15 protein-coding genes are annotated in these 15,846 nt (G+C 69.1%); 3 read left to right on the top strand and 12 right to left on the bottom strand.

All coding sequences use genetic code 11. The annotated features are described in order from the left end of the window. The first annotated feature begins 107 nt into the window (after positions 1-107). Complete coding sequence (locus tag OG300_RS28910; RefSeq protein WP_405486312.1) at positions 108-3,692, top strand: AfsR/SARP family transcriptional regulator; 3,585 nt, start codon at positions 108-110, stop codon at positions 3,690-3,692. Positions 3,693-3,701: 9 nt separating this feature from the next. Here the strand turns inward: OG300_RS28910 and OG300_RS28905 are convergent, their stop codons facing one another. The 11 genes from OG300_RS28905 to OG300_RS28855 all read right to left on the bottom strand — a co-directional run bounded on the left by OG300_RS28905 (position 3,702) and on the right by OG300_RS28855 (position 12,431). Further along, complete coding sequence (locus OG300_RS28905) at positions 3,702-4,571, bottom strand: cytochrome c biogenesis CcdA family protein (RefSeq protein WP_405486310.1); 870 nt, start codon at positions 4,569-4,571, stop codon at positions 3,702-3,704. After that, positions 4,568-5,305: a DsbA family protein gene (locus OG300_RS28900; protein WP_405486308.1), complete on the bottom strand. Its 738-nt coding sequence runs from the start codon at positions 5,303-5,305 to the stop codon at positions 4,568-4,570. The genes OG300_RS28905 and OG300_RS28900 overlap by 4 nt, the downstream gene beginning before the upstream one ends. Before the next feature lie 72 nt (positions 5,306-5,377). Next, positions 5,378-5,791: a hypothetical protein gene (locus OG300_RS28895; RefSeq protein WP_405486306.1), complete on the bottom strand. Its 414-nt coding sequence runs from the start codon at positions 5,789-5,791 to the stop codon at positions 5,378-5,380. Between the two features lie 102 nt (positions 5,792-5,893). After that, positions 5,894-6,736, bottom strand: a complete 843-nt coding sequence (locus OG300_RS28890) for an ABC transporter permease (protein WP_405486304.1) — start codon at positions 6,734-6,736, stop codon at positions 5,894-5,896. Beyond that, positions 6,733-7,746, bottom strand: a complete 1,014-nt coding sequence (locus OG300_RS28885; RefSeq protein WP_405486302.1) for an ATP-binding cassette domain-containing protein — start codon at positions 7,744-7,746, stop codon at positions 6,733-6,735. The genes OG300_RS28890 and OG300_RS28885 overlap by 4 nt, the downstream gene beginning before the upstream one ends. 108 nt (positions 7,747-7,854) lie before the next feature. Continuing rightward, positions 7,855-8,991 carry an o-succinylbenzoate--CoA ligase gene (menE, locus tag OG300_RS28880; RefSeq protein WP_405498715.1) on the bottom strand — a complete coding sequence of 379 codons (1,137 nt, stop codon included), beginning with the start codon at positions 8,989-8,991 and terminating at the stop codon, positions 7,855-7,857. A gap of 103 nt (positions 8,992-9,094) precedes the next feature. Continuing rightward, positions 9,095-9,454: a DUF3349 domain-containing protein gene (locus OG300_RS28875; RefSeq protein ID WP_405486300.1), complete on the bottom strand. Its 360-nt coding sequence runs from the start codon at positions 9,452-9,454 to the stop codon at positions 9,095-9,097. 33 nt (positions 9,455-9,487) lie between these two features. Continuing rightward, a complete protein-coding gene (locus OG300_RS28870) occupies positions 9,488-9,757 on the bottom strand; it encodes a hypothetical protein (RefSeq protein WP_405486298.1) in 270 nt (89 codons plus the stop codon). A gap of 9 nt (positions 9,758-9,766) precedes the next feature. After that, entirely contained in the window at positions 9,767-10,960 is a 1,194-nt protein-coding gene (locus OG300_RS28865; RefSeq protein ID WP_405486296.1) for an anion permease, read from the bottom strand. A gap of 118 nt (positions 10,961-11,078) precedes the next feature. Beyond that, complete coding sequence (locus OG300_RS28860) at positions 11,079-11,468, bottom strand: VOC family protein (protein ID WP_405486294.1); 390 nt, start codon at positions 11,466-11,468, stop codon at positions 11,079-11,081. Positions 11,469-11,537: 69 nt separating this feature from the next. Continuing rightward, positions 11,538-12,431: a 1,4-dihydroxy-2-naphthoyl-CoA synthase gene (locus OG300_RS28855; RefSeq protein WP_405486292.1), complete on the bottom strand. Its 894-nt coding sequence runs from the start codon at positions 12,429-12,431 to the stop codon at positions 11,538-11,540. Positions 12,432-12,783: 352 nt separating this feature from the next. Here OG300_RS28855 and OG300_RS28850 point away from each other — a divergent pair, with 352 nt between their 5' ends. Beyond that, positions 12,784-13,230 (top strand): DUF6918 family protein, encoded by a 447-nt coding sequence (locus tag OG300_RS28850; RefSeq protein WP_405486290.1) that lies wholly within the window; start codon positions 12,784-12,786, stop codon positions 13,228-13,230. A gap of 62 nt (positions 13,231-13,292) precedes the next feature. On the opposite strand, the gene OG300_RS28845 is transcribed toward OG300_RS28850, so the two are convergent. Next, complete coding sequence (locus OG300_RS28845) at positions 13,293-14,120, bottom strand: siderophore-interacting protein (protein WP_405486289.1); 828 nt, start codon at positions 14,118-14,120, stop codon at positions 13,293-13,295. 88 nt (positions 14,121-14,208) lie between these two features. Between OG300_RS28845 and menD the strand changes: the two genes are divergently transcribed. Beyond that, a complete protein-coding gene (gene menD / locus OG300_RS28840; RefSeq protein WP_405486287.1) occupies positions 14,209-15,843 on the top strand; it encodes a 2-succinyl-5-enolpyruvyl-6-hydroxy-3-cyclohexene-1-carboxylic-acid synthase in 1,635 nt (544 codons plus the stop codon). Positions 15,844-15,846: the final 3 nt, after the last annotated feature.

Raw genomic sequence — 15,846 nt, 5'->3', positions numbered from 1 at the left:
GGATGGTTCCGGTAGGCAGGGTCCGGCGCACCGCTGCGGCGGATCGGGCGACAGCTGCCCCGGCGAGTCGGGCATCGGCCCGGGCACTCACCTACGATTGGCGAGGAATGAAATCGGGAAAAGGCAGTTCGAGCACCGGAAGCGCCCGGTCGGTATCCACGGTCGACTCGACCCTGGTCGCCCTGCTGGGTGAAGTCGCGCTGCGCCGCGACGGCGCGCTCGCCGCCGTACCCGGAGCCCGGGCGCGGTTGCTGGTCGCCGCGCTGGCCACCCACCCCGGCCGCAGCCGCAGCGCCCAGGCCCTCATCGACGAGGTGTGGGGCGAGGATCCGCCGCGCGCCCCGATGAACGCCCTGCACACCCAGGTCTCCCGACTGCGGTCCGCGCTGCCCGACGGCGTCCTCGAGATCGGCCCCGCCGGATACCGCCTGGTGCTGGCCCCGGACCAGGTCGACCTGACGCTGGCGCACGAGCTGGAAAAGCAAGCCCGGCAAGCCCATTCGCGGGGCGACGACGCCGGCTGCCTGGAGCTGCTGGACCGGGCCCGCGACCTGTGGCGTGGCGAGCCCGCTGCCGACCTGCCACCCGGCGCGGTCGCCGACGAGCTGACCACCCTCGCCGAGACCCGCGCCGCCGCCCTCGACGGCCTCGAACTCACCGCCCGCGAAACGATCGGCGACCTCGACGGCGCGATCGAATTGGCCAGGCGCGCAGCCGCCGCCGACCCGCTGGGCGAACCCGTGCACGGCACGCTGATGCGACTGCTGGCCGCGAGCGGCCGCACCAACGAGGCCCTCGATGTCTTCGCCACCCTGCGGACCCGGCTGGTCGATCAGCTCGGCGCGGACCCCGGCCCGGCCGTGGTCGCGTTGAACACCGCGATCCTGCGCGGCGAGCCGCTACCGGGCGCACCCGTGTCCCTGGGGCGAGGCGGCGCGAATATCGCTGTGGCGCACGATGTCTCGGCAGCACCGGGATACTCGACCGGCATTTTCGCCAACGGCGACACCGCGAGCCAGGACGCCGGGTCGGCGGGGCGCGGCACCGTGATCCGAGGTTCGAACACCGCCACCCCGGACCTGCCGGGCGCGGCCGTGCTGGCGAGATCCGTTGCCGATCAGTCCGCCCCGGGCCGGGCCCGGCCGCTGCAACGGGTGGCGGGGGCACAGCACGCGCTCGAAGCGCGGGAGGCGGCCGAGGCCGTGGCCATCGGGTTGCGGGCCGCACCGAATCCGCTGCTCGGTCGTGAGCAGGACCTGGCGGAGCTCGAACAGCTGCTGCGGTCCTCGCGCGTGACCACGGTGCTGGGGCCCGGCGGCACCGGAAAGACCCGCATCGCAAACGAATTGGGTGCCAGGCTGGCGCACGACACCGCGGTGACGCTGGTCGAGCTGGCCTCGCTGCGCGCCGACGTGGACAACCCCGCCGACACCCGGGTCGAGGTGGAGATCGCCATCGCGGCCACCCTCGGCGTCGCCGACAGCGGGCGTGAGACCAACGTGATGCGGCAGGTCCGCGGCCGCGATATCGGGCAGCGGTTGCGCGAAGCGCTGGCGGTGCGGCGCACGCTGCTGATCCTCGACAACTGCGAGCATCTCATCGAGGCCGTCGCCGAGGTGGTGGCCGATCTGGTCGGCACCAGCGATCTGCTGACCGTGCTCACCACCAGTCGCGCCCCGCTCGAGATCACCGCCGAGACCGTGTATCCATTGCCGCCGTTGATGATCGACGCCGCCGGATCGCCCGCCACCGACCTTTTCGAGGCACGGGCCCGCGCGGTGCGACCGTCGGTGCGGCTGGATCCGGAGGTGGTGGCCCGGCTCTGCCGCACCCTCGACGGACTGCCGCTGGCCATCGAGCTCGCCGCCGCCCGCACCCGCACCATGAGCGTGGAGGAGATCGACTCCCGCCTCGATCATCGATTCATGTTGCTGCGCAGCGGGGATCGCAGTTCGCCGCAGCGGCATCGCACCCTGCACGCGGTGATCGAGTGGAGCTGGAACCTGCTCGACGAACCGCAGCGGGTGGCGCTGCGGCGGCTGTGCCGGTTCCCGGCCGGATTCACCCTGTCCGCCGCCGAGACCGTGCTGGCCGGACCCGAGATCGACGATCCCGCAACGGCTGTCGACGGTCTGGTGAGTCAGTCGCTGCTGACCGTGCTGGACGACGACGGCAGCGGCATCCGCTACCGGATGCTGGAGACGGTCCGCGAATTCGGTGACGAACAGCTCGCCTTCACCGGCGAGGCGGATCTGGTGATGAGTCGAATGGCCAAGTGGGGCAACGAGTTCGCGCTCGACACCGCCCGCCGCTACCACACCGCCGACCAGGTGCCCGCGCTGCTCGGCCTGAACGCGGAGATGGACAACCTGGTCGCGGTGCTGCGCTACGCGCTCGAGCAGCACGACGCCACCATCGTGCACGCAGTCTTCCCGGCGCTGGCCGGTTCCTGGGTGATGCGCGGCGCGCACGCCGAACTGATGAGCTGGTCACCGCGCATCCTGGCGCTGCCGCCCGAGCCGTACTCCGTTTCCCCGGAGGCCTCGGACCTGAAGATCTACGGTCAGCTGCTGCTGGGCCTGCACCTGATGTTCGGCGACAACGACATGCGGGCGGTGGCGCGCATCCGAATCTCGGTGCGCCGCATCCTGAACTCCGGCTCGCCGATGAGCCGGGTCGCCCGCTATCTCGGTGAACTGGTGGGCAGATCGCGAACCTTCCCACAGGTGGCACGCAAACTCAGCGAGGGCGTGCGTTCCGACGATCCCAAGACGCGGCTGGCCGCGCTGATGGCGCGGGCCAATATGCGCGAGAACGAGGGCCTGGTCTACGGCTCCATCCGCGACGCCGAGACCGCGCTGACCCTCAACGGCGCGGACGGCGACACCTGGGGCATCGCCATGACCTGTCAGCACCTGGGGAGCATGTACGGCCAGTCCGCGCGGTACGAGGAGGCGGTCGGCTACTACGACCGGGCCGTCGAACTGATGGAGCGGCTGCGCGCCTGGGACGAGAGCATCGAGATGCGCGCCTACCTGTCGGTCGCCCTCGCGGGCCAGGGTGAACCCGAACTGGCCAGGCGCGCAATCGAACCCGCGCTCGGATCGTTCGGCAGCGAGCTGTCCGCCGACGACGAGGAGCTGCGGCCCAATCATCGCCTCGCCGTGGTGGCCTCCGCCCTCAGCGAGATCGAATTCGCCGCCGGGGACATCGAGGCCGGTCTGCTGCGCTGCCGTCAGGTACTGCCGCTGATGAACTGGCCCCACGATGTCGCGGTGCCGGGCCCCGGCAGTTTCATCCTGGCCGCCACCGTCATCGACGCGCACGTACTGCACGGCCGCGCGGACCTGATGGGCCGCACCACCGCTGAGATGGTCGACGCCGCGGTCCGCAAGCTCGGCCACTACTGGGATCTGCCGCAGATCGGTTCGGTGGCCTGTGCCGCCGGAACCTATCTGCTGGCCTCGGGACGGCGGCTCGACCGCGGCCTCGAACTGCTGCTGTTGGCGCCGAAAGTATTCGGCCGCCAGGACTATCCGTCCATGCGGATCAGCAGCCACCTCGACCTGCACCGTCCAGTGGTCGGCGACGAACGCTTCGCCGCCGCCACGGCGGCGACCTCCGACCTGGGCCGCCGGGCCGCCGCCGCCCGCATCCTCGAACACCTCGAGGCGATCGACGGCACCTTCTGACACTGCCGATCAACGACTTTCGGACAGTTCCTCGACGGTCGAGTCCGCTGCCGGGAGTGGGTCCGTACGCAGCAGTCGCCAGGCCAGGACTCCGAGCGCTGCCGCACCCAGGACCAGCAGCATCGTGGTGTTGGAGACCAGGTCGCCGAGCTGCCGGACCTGGTTCTCCAGCGTGAATTCGGTGTCGGCGCTGAGGATTCCGGGCAGCGCGGCGGTGCCGTCGAAGATCAGGAACAGCGCGCCGAGCACGATGAAGAACACCCCGGACAGCAGCGAGGTGGTGTGCAGTTCCAGGCGACCGAGTCGGAAGCTACTGCCGCGCAGCCACTTTCGCTGTCCCAGCTGGAAGCGGTCCCACAGGGCGGCCAGCGCGAACAGTGGTGCGGCCAGGCCCAGCGCGTACACCGCCAGCAGTAGACCGCCGTGCACCGGTGACCCGCCGACCGCCGCCACCGCCAGGATCGAGCCGAGGATCGGGCCCGCGCAGAATCCGGCCAGCCCGTAGACCAGGCCCAGCAGGTACACGGCTCCGGCCTGTTCGGGCCGCCCCTGCCGGGCGGCCGCCCGCTGCGCGAAGCCGAAAGCGAAACCCCGCCCGAGGATCTGGGCGACACCCAGCACGATGATGGTCCAGCCACCGATCGCGATGAGCAGGTCGCGATGGCCGACCAGCAGCCGTCCGGCCAGTGATCCGGCCGCGCCGAGCGGCACCAGCGTGGTGATCAGTCCCAGGTAGAAGATGCCGGTGCGGGCCAGCAGCCGACCCGGCGATTCGAAGGAGTAGGCGAAGAAGCTGGGCAGCAGCAGCGCGCTGCACGGGCTCAGCAGGGCCAGCAGTCCGCCCAGGAAGGCAGCGAAAAAGCCGATGCCGCCGGTCATTCGGAGTCCTGGGCGGTCTTGCGGGCGGCCTCGATGGTGGCCTGGAACTGTTCGAGCGGCTGTGCGCCCAGGATGGGGCGGCCGTTGATCAGGAAGGCGGGCGTGGAGTTGACGCCGATCGACAGGCCCTCGTTCACGTCCGCCTGCACGGCCGCGGTGGCGGCGGGGGAGGCCAGGTCGGCACGGAACCGGTCGAGGTCGGGAATCCCCGCGGCACCGGCCAATTCGGTCAGCCGGTCGCGGGTGAACGCGCCGGTGTTCTTCTTCTCGGGCGCGTGGTCGAACAACGCGGAGTGGTATTCCCAGAAGCGGCCCTGCTGTCCGGCCGCCCAGGCGGCGCGCGCCGCGTCCTCGGATTCCGGTCCGAAGATGGCCAGGCTGCGCCATTCGATGCGCAGCACGCCCGCGTCGACGTATCGGGAGACGAGCTGCGGTTCGATCTTGGTGGCGAACACCTTGCAGAACGGGCACTGGAAGTCGGAGTATTCGACCATCACCACCGGCGCATCGGGTTTGCCCATGGCCAGTGGATCTTTCGCGTCGCGGCGGGCCAGCTTCGCCAGCTCGGCATACATCGGATTGCGATCGGCGGTGGCGGCCGTCGACGGGCTGTCGGCGGCCCGGTCGTGCTCGAGTATCCGTACTCCGGCAATGACGAGCAAACCGACGGCTGCCGCGATCGCGACACCGGCGAACGCCTTTCTACGGGACTGTTTCGGGGTCTTCGGGGACATGCGGGTACTCCTGACCGGCCACATCGGCACAGACGAAGGGGTGCTGGATCATTCGGGGACGCGGGGGAGCGTCTAAATGATCAGCACCGTCGTCAGATGCGGAGCGGTCCTCGGCAGGGCCGGTGCGCGCGGTTGTTTCCCGGGTGAAAGCAGTTGAGCCGCAGTGAATTCCGGTTCCGGTAGCGGCGCGGCCGTGACCAGCTGATCGCCGATGGCGCGCGGCGGGACGGCGAGATCGCCGACCGGTGCGGGCGGATGTTCGCCCTGGCGGCACACGGGTGCGGGAGTGGTGGCGAGTTGGGCGATCGGCCCCTTCGCCGCGGCCTCGAGCACCGTGACGGACGCCGTACTCAGCGAAACCCGCTGTGCCGAGCCCCATCCCGCGACCGCGGCGACGAGCCCGAGCACGATCGCGATGCCCGCCAGCAGCGCAGCCGGACGCCACCGAACAGCGGTTCGGCCTAGCGGGGCGGCAGGGGAGGACACCGCACCGACCATAACAGGTACCGGCACACCTCTGGCAAACGCACGAGAACGCCCGCTCACCGAGGACGGTGAGCGGGCGTCGGGTATTCGAGAGGCTGCCGATCAGGCGCGGCGCATGTACGCCTTCACCGCGAGCGGCGCGAAGATCGCGATCACCACGACCGAACCGATCAGCGAGTACGCCAGGTTCGAGCTGTAGGCGCCGGTGTTCATCAACTCGCGGGCCGTGTTGACCATGTAGTAGATCGGGTTGATCTTGTTGATGCCCTGCAGCCAGCCCGGCATGGTGGAGACCTGGGCGAACGCACCGGACATGAAGGTCAGCGGGAACATGATCATCATCGAGATGCCCTGCACCGCCGCCGCGCTCTTACCGGTGATGCCGATCAGAGCCCAGATCCAGCTGATCGCGAAGGAGCAGAACACCACGACCAGACCGGCGACCACGATGGCCACCAGGCCGCCGTGCGGGCGGTAGCCGAGGATGATGCCCATGGTGATGGTCAGCACCGTGGCCAGCGTGTAGCGCACCATATCGGCGAGCAACGCACCCGAGAGCGCCGAAATACGGGCGATGGGAAGGGATTTGAAGCGATCGAAGACGCCCTTGTCCATATCCTCGCGCATCTGGGTGCCGGTGACCACGGAGGTCAGCACCACGGTCTGCACCAGCAGGCCCGGAATCAGGATCGGCAGGTAGGCCGAGATGCTGCCCGCCATCGCGCCGCCGAAGATGCCGGCGAACAGCGCGGTGAACAGGATCGGCTGCACGGTGACGTCGAACAGCTGTTCCGGATTGTGCTTGATCTTCAGGATGCCCCGGTAGGCCATCGTGAAGGAGTTCTGCACGGTCTGCCGGAACGGAATGTGGTTGCTGACTTCGGGAATGGGCCTGGGCTTCGCCAGGTCCGCCCCGGTGGCAGGGGCGGTGAGAGTCGTGGTCATGCCGCGCTCCGTTCGGTATCGGTGTCTTCGTCGTCCTCGGCCGCGTGCCCGGTGAGCGCGAAGAACACTTCGTCCAGGCTGGGCTTGGCGACATTGATCTCGTCGATCCGAATGTCGCTCTCGCGCAACCGGATCAGGATGTCGGTGGTGATGGAGGGGTCGGGCAGCGGTGCGGTGATGCGGCCCGCCTCGGGCGAGACGGTGGCCTCGACGGCACGGCCCGCGGCGTGGGAGAGGAACTCGCTCACCAGGATTCGCGCCTCGTCGATGCGATCCCGGTCGGTCAGCGTCAGCTGCAATGCGGACAGGCCGACCGAGGCCTTGAGCTCGTTGGAGGTGCCGTCGGCGATGACGCGGCCGTGGTCGATGACCGCGATCCGGTCGGCCAGCTGGTCGGCCTCGTCCAGGTACTGGGTGGTGAGCAGGACGGTCGAGCCCTCCCGCACCAGTCGCCGGATGGTCTCCCACATCTGGGCGCGGGTGCGCGGATCCAGCCCGGTGGTCGGCTCGTCGAGGAACAGCAGCGGCGGCCGGGAGATCAGGCTGGCGGCCAGATCGAGGCGGCGTCGCATGCCGCCGGAGAAGTTCTCCAGCGCCTTGTTGGCGGCCTCGGTCAGCCCGAATTCCTCGAGCAGTTCGTCGGCCTTGCGGCGAGAGTCGTTCTTGGACAGGCCGAGTAGCCGGGAGAAGATCACCAGGTTCTCGGTGGCGGTCAGTTTCTCGTCGACCGAGGCGTACTGCCCGGTGACGCCGACGAGCTTGCGGACCGCGTTCGGTTCGGTCAGCACGTCGCGGCCGAAGATGCGGGCGCTGCCGCCGTCCGGGCGCAGCAGGGTGGCGAGCATGCGGATGGTCGTGGTCTTGCCGGCGCCGTTGGGGCCGAGCACGCCGTAAACAGCCCCCCGCGGCACCGCGAGACTCACGCCGTCCACAGCCCGCTGCTCCCCGAAGACCTTGACCAGGTCATTCGCCTCGATGGCGAGTGGCTCAGCAGGTGTGTAAGAAGTCATGGGAGTACCTTGCGCGACGAGCCTTGCACCCGTCTTGCACAGCTATTGCACGGCCACGCAAGTCCCGCTTGCACGGGGAATCGGCCGGTGAAACGGGTCGCGGCCGAGCTAGTTCTGCGAGGCGGCCAGCAGGTATTCGCGCAGCCGGGCGCGGTCGGGCTTGCCCGGTCCGCGCAGCGGCAGCTCGTCGAGCACGGCCAGCTCCCGGGGTGCGGCGATGGCGTCGAGTTCGGCGACCACGTGCTCGCGCAGTTCGTCCAGCGTCGGCGCGGTGGCGCCGGGCGCGGTCACGATCGCGGTGACCACGCGCTGGCCCAGCCGATCGTCGGGCAGACCCAGCACCACGCATTCGGAGATGGCCGGATGCGTGATCAGCACCGCCTCCACCAGCTGCGGGATGACCAGCAGGCCGCCGGTCATGATGGCCTCGTCGAGGCGGCCGGTGACAGTCAGCACGCCGTTGTCGAAATGTCCGGCGTCCTCGGTGCGGAACCAGCCGGGTTCGGCGAAGGCGGGATGGTCGGGGACATTGCGGTAGCCCTTGGCGAGCATGTCGCCGCCGAGCAGCACCCGGCCGTCTTCGATGCGGACCTTGGTGCCCGTCAACGGGATTCCCTCGTAGACGCAGCCGCCGCAGGTCTCGCTCATGCCGTAGGTGCGGAACACCGTGATGCCCGCCGCGCGCGCCCGTTCCAGCACCGGCTTCGGGGTGGCCGCGCCACCGATCAGGACCGCGTCCAGACTGGCCAGCGCCGCGGTGGCGGACGGTTCGTCGAGGGCCTTGATCAATTGCGTCGGCACCAGCGAGGTGTAGCGGCGCGGACCGCTCATGCCCGCGATGGCACCGGCGAGCGCCTCGGGCAGGAAGCCGCCGGACACGTCGAGCACGGTCGGCTCGGTCCCGGCGAGAATGCTGCGCAGCATCACCTGGATGCCCGCGATGTGATGGGTGGGCAGCGCCAGCAACCAGTTGCCGGGACCGCCGAGACGCTCGTGGGTGGCTTCGCCGCTGGCCCGCAGGGCGGCCCCGGAAAGCATGGCGCCCTTGGGGTTTCCGGTGGTGCCCGAGGTGGTGACCACCAGGGCGACCTCGTCGTCGATCTCCTCGCCGGGCCGCAGGCTGCCGCTGAGGCGCTGGGTCTCGCGGCGGTCGGCGGTCGGAACCGGGAGCCAGGCGGGACCGTTGCCCGACAAGGCCTCTCGGAGGTGCGGCAATACTTCGCCCACCGCTGCGCCGGTGGGCATGGGAAGAATTCGGAGGGTATTGCTCACGTTCGCGATCGTGTCATTCCGTGGGGTGGCGGCGCGCGAAGGGGTCGGCGCCCTGGTTCGAATCGGGTCGTTCGGGTCAGTCGGACGTCGGTGTCGCCAGCGGCCATCCACCGGCTGCGAGCCTGGAGGCCACCCGAGCGATATCGTCCTCGCCGGGCTGCTCCTTGGCAACTCGGGCAATCGCGGCCTCGATCTCGGCGCGTTCGATGTCCGTGCTGGCGACCCGCTCACTGATCAACGTCTCCACCACCTGGTGCACCTCGTAGTCGGTGAGCCGCCGGTGCAGCACCGCCAGCAGCGCCACATAGTCCGATTGCGGGATGCCCTGCGGGTATCCGGCGCGCAGCCAATCCAGTACTTTCTGCAGCACATTGGCGCCGGGCAGGGAGTTTCGCGGTGGGCCGGGCGGCCGGTTCGGCTGTTGCGGGGTGCTCATGCGCAATGCCTTTCGATGCGGCGGGATGCGGTGTCAGGCGCCGAGCAGATGTATTCCGAGGCGGGTGGCCAGGAAGGTGCGTGCGATGAAGAGCACACCCACCACCACCGCGATCATGACCACCGCGAAGCACGCGACGGACAGGGCCAGCGCGGTCTGCCGGGCGGTGCCGGTGGCGCCGTCCTCGACCCGGCCCCGGAAGCGGATGCCGAAGGCGAACACGACGGGCAGTCCGGCCCCGAACAGCAAGGCGGCCACGGTGACCCGCCACAGGTCGGACAGGTTGGTCAGCAGGGTGTGCATCGCGTGCTCCTAGCCGATTCCGACGGTGTCGTCATTGCGCCGGGGCTGGGCGGCGGGGGTGTCCTCGCCCTCCCATTCGGCATTCACGTTGTGTGAGTTGACCGCGGTGCGCTTGGACCGATAGAAGATCAGCGCGGCCGCCACGATCAGCAGCGCGAACACCACCAGAATGCCCGCGGTGCCGCCGATGCCGTGCAGGATGGCCCAGCACAGCGCGCCGACCAGTCCGGCCAGCGGCAGCGTCAGCACCCACGCGGTGACCATCCGGCCCAGCACCGACCAGCGCACCTCCGCGCCCGGCCGTCCGAGGCCGGAACCGAGGATGGATCCGGTCACCACCTGCGTGGTCGACAGCGGCAGCCCGAAGTGCGCCGAGGTGAGAATGATCGCGGCACTGGTGGATTCGGCCGCGAAACCCTGCGGGGGTGCGATGTCGACCAGGCCCTTGCCCAGGGTGCGGATGATGCGCCAGCCGCCCAGGCAGGTGCCCGCGGCGATGGCGACCGCGCAGGACACGATCACCCATAGCGGCAGCGGATCGCTGGCTTTGGCCGAGCCGTGCGCGATCAGCGCCAGGAAGATGATGCCCATGGTCTTCTGCGCGTCGTTGGTGCCGTGCGCGAGGGAGACCAGGGAGGCCGAGCCGACCTGTCCCCAGCGGAAGCCGCGGGTGACGGTTTTCTCATTGCTGCCCTGGGTGATTCGATACACCAGCCAGGAGCCGATGGCGGCGACCAGCGCGGCCACGATCGGCGACAGCAGGGCCGGGATGATGATCTTCGCGAGCACGCCCTTGCTGCCCGCCGTCCAGATCACCCCGCTCCAGCCCAGCGCCGCGATGGTCGCGCCGATGATCCCGCCGAACAGCGCGTGCGAGGAACTCGACGGCAAACCCAACAGCCAGGTGAACAGATTCCACAGGATGCCGCCGACGAGTCCGGCGAACACGATGTCCAGCAGCGCTCGCCCGCTCACCTCCGAGAGGTCGACGATGCCCTCGGCGACCGTCGCGGCGACGGCGACGCTGAGGAACGCGCCGACCAGATTCAGTCCCCCGGACAGGAGTACGGCGATTCGCGGCGGCAACGCGCCGGTGGCGATGGAGGTGGCCATCGCGTTCGCAGTGTCGTGGAATCCGTTGGTGAAGTCGAACGCCAGGGCCGTGCAAACGACGATCAGCAGAACGAGCAGTTCGGCAGACACGCGATTCAGTTTGCGCTATGTCCTTTACGTCGCGTTAACCGGTGCCCCGCGACACGTCAACAGCTACCTTCGTGCTAAGGCCATCGGGGATGCGGCGCGACCGGATCCGGCGCTGCGCTCAGTCCGCTCGAACATCGCGCCGGATCGGATGATTCGCCGGTATCTCCACGAAAACCAGCGGCACCCCGTCCGGATCCCGCACCCACATCTCGATCAGTCCCCACGGTTCGCGCTTCGGCGCGCGCTCGATCGCCACCCCGCGCAACGCGAGTTCCGCGGCGGTGTCGTCACAATCACGTACCTGCAACCAGATCGCCCCCGCGAACCCGTCCGGCTCCCCGTCGCGCCGCCCGTGCCCGGCCACCTCGAGCAGTGATTGCCCGGCGAAAAAGACCGTCCCGCCCGGATACTCGCGTGCGATGGCCAGCGCCAGCGCGTCCCGATAGAACCCGAGGGTCCGTTCGTAGTCGCGCGGCCGCAGAATCACCCGACTGCTCAGTATCTCCATGAGTGCAGCATGGCAGCCGGGGCTCGGCTCCTGGAACTGATTCGCCGCACCGCGATTCGCGGCGAGAGTTCAGAAATACCAGGGGTAGGGCTGCCAATCCGGTTCGCGCTTCTGCAGGAACGAGTCGCGGCCCTCGACGGCCTCGTCGGTCATGTAGGCCAGTCGGGTGGCCTCGCCCGCGAACAGCTGCTGGCCGACCAGGCCGTCGTCGGAGAGGTTGAAGGCGTACTTCAGCATTCGGATGGCCTGCGGCGACTTGCCGAGGATCTCGGCGCTCCACTCCAGGGCCACGTCCTCGAGCCGGTCGTGCTCGACCACCTCGTTGACCGCGCCCATCAGCTTCATCTCCTCGCCGGTGTAGGGGCGGCCGAGGAAGAAGATCTCGCGAGCCCGCTTCTGGCCCACCATCTTCGCCAGGTAGGCGCTGCCGTAGCCGCCGTCGAAGCTGCCCACGTCGGCGTCGGTCTGCTTGAACCGGGCGTGCTCGCGGGAGGCCAGGGTGAGGTCGCAGGTGACGTGCAGGCTGTGCCCGCCGCCCGCGGCCCAGCCGTTGACCAGTGCGATGACGACCTTGGGCATGAAGCGGATCAGGCGCTGCACCTCGAGGATGTGCAGGCGTCCGGCGCGCGCGGGGTCGACGCTCTCGGCGGTCTCGCCGTCGGCGTACTGGTAGCCGCTGCGGCCGCGGATGCGCTGGTCGCCGCCGGAGCAGAAGGCCCAGCCGCCGTCCTTGGGACTGGGACCGTTTCCGGTGAGCAGGACCGCGCCGACATCGGAGGTCATCCGGGCGTGATCGAGGGTGCGGTACAGCTCGTCGACGGTGTGCGGCCGGAAGGCGTTGCGGACTTCCGGGCGGTCGAACGCGATGCGGACCGTGCCCTGATCGTTGTGCCGGTGATAGGTGATGTCGGTCAGGTCCTCGAATCCGGGGACCGTTCTCCAGAGCTTCTCGTTGAACGTCACGCGCTCGAACATACTGATCGCGTTCGTGTCTTGGTGACACCCCACCGCAGTTCGGTGGCGTGTTTTGTGAGTCACACCCGAGTTGTGTCAGCGGAATTCAGCCATCCGGTAAGGGAGCTGATTGTTAGCGGAAGCGATTGCCGGACGAGCTCTGTGGCGGTCGGCGATCGGGGTGCCGCCAACTCCTACCGAACAGTTGCCGAAAGTGAAACGCTGCCAATCGATTGCGGGTGCTTTACAGTGCTGTTGCTGCTGTGGCAGTAGCAGCACGTTGGCATCGTGTGCGCGGGGGATGCGATGCGTATAGTTGCGTGCGCTCGTTCATCGAAAAACTATCCGGAGGAACCTGAAAGTGGTTGCAGCACTGTCTGAATCCCTGCTCGATGACACCAAGCGTCCGGCCTTCATCGCCGACGCGGTCAAGGTTCTGGACGAGGAGGTGTCGGACAAGGGCGGCGCGTCGGGCCTCGTCGTCAAGGGCGGCTACGCCGCGATCAAGAAGGTCAGCCCGTCGATCGTGAGTGACGCGCTGGAGTCCTTCGTGCCCAAGTTCGTCGAGCAGCTGGAGCCCTACTGGGGCGAATACAAGAACGGCGGCTCGGGTTCGTTCGCCGATCTGCTGGTCTCCAAGCAGGACGAGGTCGCCGACGCGCTGCTGTCGGTGACCGACGCGCGGGCCGAGGCGTCCTCGCGTCCGGCCCTGACCAAGGTCTACAACTCGATGCGGTCCTCGGCGAAGAAGCATGTCGCCGAAGCCCTTCCGCGACTGGGTGACCTGGTTCAGCGTCACGCTGGTTAATCAGATGACCGGTTCGCGGCCCGGCGAGGGGCCGCGAACAGGTCTGCTTTTCCGGCTCGAATTCAGCCCTGGGACTTACCTACTCGCCAGTATCCGGTGAAAGTAATATCGGCTTTGGGGATTTCCCGATCCTGAGCCAGGTGCCGCCGAATTCCGGCCGCCATTTTCTGCTCACCCGCGACGAATGCGTAGACGCCCGTGGCGGGAATTTCGGCCTGGCGCACCGCGTCCGCGGCCAGCGCCCCGGTTTCGGCGTGCGCGTCCGTGCGAACCAGCCAGTGCACCGCCACGCCCTCGGGTTCGCCCAATTCCTGCGCGTCCTCGGCGTGCGCGATCTCGATATAGGCCGCGCCCTTCAGCTCTCGCGGCGCGGAGCGCAATGATCCGGCAATGCCGGGCAGCGCGCTCTCGTCGCCGACCAGCAGCGCGAACTCGGCGTGCTCGGGCGGCTGGTAGGTGATGCCCTCGTCCAGCAAACCGGCCGGGCTGCCGGGGGTGGCGGTGTTGGCCCAGGCCGCCGCCGGGGTGTCCTCACCGTGGATCGCGAAGTCGATGTCGATTTCCGCCGTGCTGCCGAACTCCCCGAAACCGGCGGCCCGGTAGTCACGCACGGTGTAGTTGCGCGTCAGCGGGCGATGCAGTTTGCCCATCCGCAGGTACTGGGCGTACCAGCCCAGGCTGCTGGTGGAGGTGGGCAGGCGCAGGGTGCCGTCCTGGCCGGGCGTGAACAGCCGGAACCACTGGTCGTAGCCCATGGCCGTGAAGCCCGCGAGCCCTTCGCCGCCGAGGGTGACGCGCACGAAATTCGGGCTGATTCGCTTGCTGGCCTGAACTTCCGCGCTCAGGACTTCCCGGTGCTCGGGTTTGACATATTTGCTGCGCTTCGCCATGGAATTAGGTTAGCAAAGCCTAACTTGTCAGTATAGGTGTGAGCGGGGCGACGCAGCGCACGCGGCCACTGTCTGAGAGGCTGGAGGCGTGAACCCCTCGACAGCACAGGCCAATGTCGTCGTCGACGAACTCGCGCGCGGCGGCGTCCGCGACGTCGTGCTGTGCCCGGGTTCGCGAAACGCGCCGCTGGCCTTCGCATTACAGGCCGCCGACCAGGCCGGGCGGATCCGCCTGCACATGCGCATCGACGAACGCAGCGCCGGATTCCTGGCCATCGGCCTGACCGCCGCGAGCGGACGGCCCGTCCCCGTCGTGATGACCTCCGGCACCGCCGTCGCCAATCTCGGCCCCGCCGTGCTGGAAGCCAACTACGCGCGGCTGCCGCTGATCGTGCTCAGCGCCAACCGGCCCTACGACATGCTCGGCACCGGCGCGAACCAGACCGTCGAGCAGTTCGGCCTCTTCGGCAGCCAGGTGCGCGCCGCCATCAGCCTCGGCGTGGCCGAGGTCGAACCCGGCGACGAGCTGTACGGCAAGCAGAACAGCGTGTGGCGTTCGGCCGTGTGCCGGGTGCTGGCCGCCGCCCGCGGCACCCGCTCCGGCAATGCCGGACCCGTGCAGTTCGACATCCCGCTGCGCGAACCCCTGGTTCCGGACCTGGCCGCCGGTGACCCGCTGCCCAAGGGGCGGCACAGCGATCAGCCTTGGACCGCAACGCAATACGCGACCCTGGACGTGCCGCTCGACATCGACCTGACCGTCGACACCGTGGTGATCTCCGGCCACGGCTCGGGGCATCGGCCCGAACTGGCCGCGCTGCCGACCGTCGCCGAACCCACCGCGCCCATGCACGGCCCCGAACTGCATCCGCTGGCGCTGTCGCTGCTGAAGCCGAAGCAGGCCATCATCACCGGGCGGCCCACCCTGCACCGGCAGGTGTCGCGGGTGCTCGCCGATCCCGAGGTCATGGTGTTCGCGCTGACCACCGGCCCGCGCTGGCCCGATGTGTCCGGCAATGTGGTGGGCACCGGGACCCGCGCGGTCACGCACGGCGCGCCGCGGCCCGAATGGCTGGAGCTGTGCCGGGAACTGAACGACAAGGCCACCGGCGTGGTGCGCGCGGAACTGGCCGGGCATCCGAAACCGACCGGGCTGCATGTGGCGGCGGTGGTGATGGCCGCCCTGCATGAAGGCGATCAACTGCTGCTCGGCGCGTCCAACCCGGTGCGCGACGCGGCACTGGTCTCGCATCCGCGGCCCGGCATCCGGGTGCTGTCCAATCGCGGCGTGGCCGGGATCGACGGCACCGTATCGGCGGCCGTCGGCGCGGCGCTCACCCATCCGGGCCGCACCGTGGCGCTGATGGGCGACCTGACCTTCCTGCACGACGCCTCCGGCCTGCTCATCGGCCCCGGCGAACCGCGGCCCGAGGACCTCACCATCGTGGTCGCCAACGACGACGGCGGCGGCATCTTCGAACTCCTGGAACAGGGCGACCCGCAGTACGCGGGCGTCTTCGAGCGGGTCTTCGGCACCCCGCACGGCATGGACCTGGCCGCTCTGTGCGCCGCCTACCGGATTCCGCACCGCCAGCTCGACCCGCAGCAGCTGGCCGTGGCGCTGACGGGTCCCGCGCACGGCATCCGGGTGCTCGAGGTCGCCACTGAACGCTCCAGCCTGCGCGAACTGCACGCCACCGTGCGCGCCGGAATCTCGGCCTGACCC

It is taken from the genome of Nocardia sp. NBC_00511 (assembly GCF_045161165.1).
GTDB lineage: Bacteria > Actinomycetota > Actinomycetes > Mycobacteriales > Mycobacteriaceae > Nocardia.
This window is presented reverse-complemented; position numbering and strand designations above follow the sequence as displayed.

Bases quoted from the DNA above. Each gene is read 5' to 3' on its own strand.
- OG300_RS28910 (WP_405486312.1), top strand. From the start codon at position 108: ATGAAATCGGGAAAAGGCAGTTCGAGCACCGGAAGCGCCCGGTCGGTA.
- OG300_RS28890 (WP_405486304.1), bottom strand. From the start codon at position 6,736: ATGACCACGACTCTCACCGCCCCTGCCACCGGGGCGGACCTGGCGAAG.
- OG300_RS28845 (WP_405486289.1), bottom strand. From the start codon at position 14,120: ATGGCGAAGCGCAGCAAATATGTCAAACCCGAGCACCGGGAAGTCCTG.
- OG300_RS28870 (WP_405486298.1), bottom strand. From the start codon at position 9,757: ATGCACACCCTGCTGACCAACCTGTCCGACCTGTGGCGGGTCACCGTG.
- OG300_RS28860 (WP_405486294.1), bottom strand. From the start codon at position 11,468: ATGGAGATACTGAGCAGTCGGGTGATTCTGCGGCCGCGCGACTACGAA.
- OG300_RS28905 (WP_405486310.1), bottom strand. From the start codon at position 4,571: ATGACCGGCGGCATCGGCTTTTTCGCTGCCTTCCTGGGCGGACTGCTG.
- OG300_RS28885 (WP_405486302.1), bottom strand. From the start codon at position 7,746: ATGACTTCTTACACACCTGCTGAGCCACTCGCCATCGAGGCGAATGAC.
- OG300_RS28875 (WP_405486300.1), bottom strand. From the start codon at position 9,454: ATGAGCACCCCGCAACAGCCGAACCGGCCGCCCGGCCCACCGCGAAAC.
- OG300_RS28900 (WP_405486308.1), bottom strand. From the start codon at position 5,305: ATGTCCCCGAAGACCCCGAAACAGTCCCGTAGAAAGGCGTTCGCCGGT.
- menE (WP_405498715.1), bottom strand. From the start codon at position 8,991: ATGCCCACCGGCGCAGCGGTGGGCGAAGTATTGCCGCACCTCCGAGAG.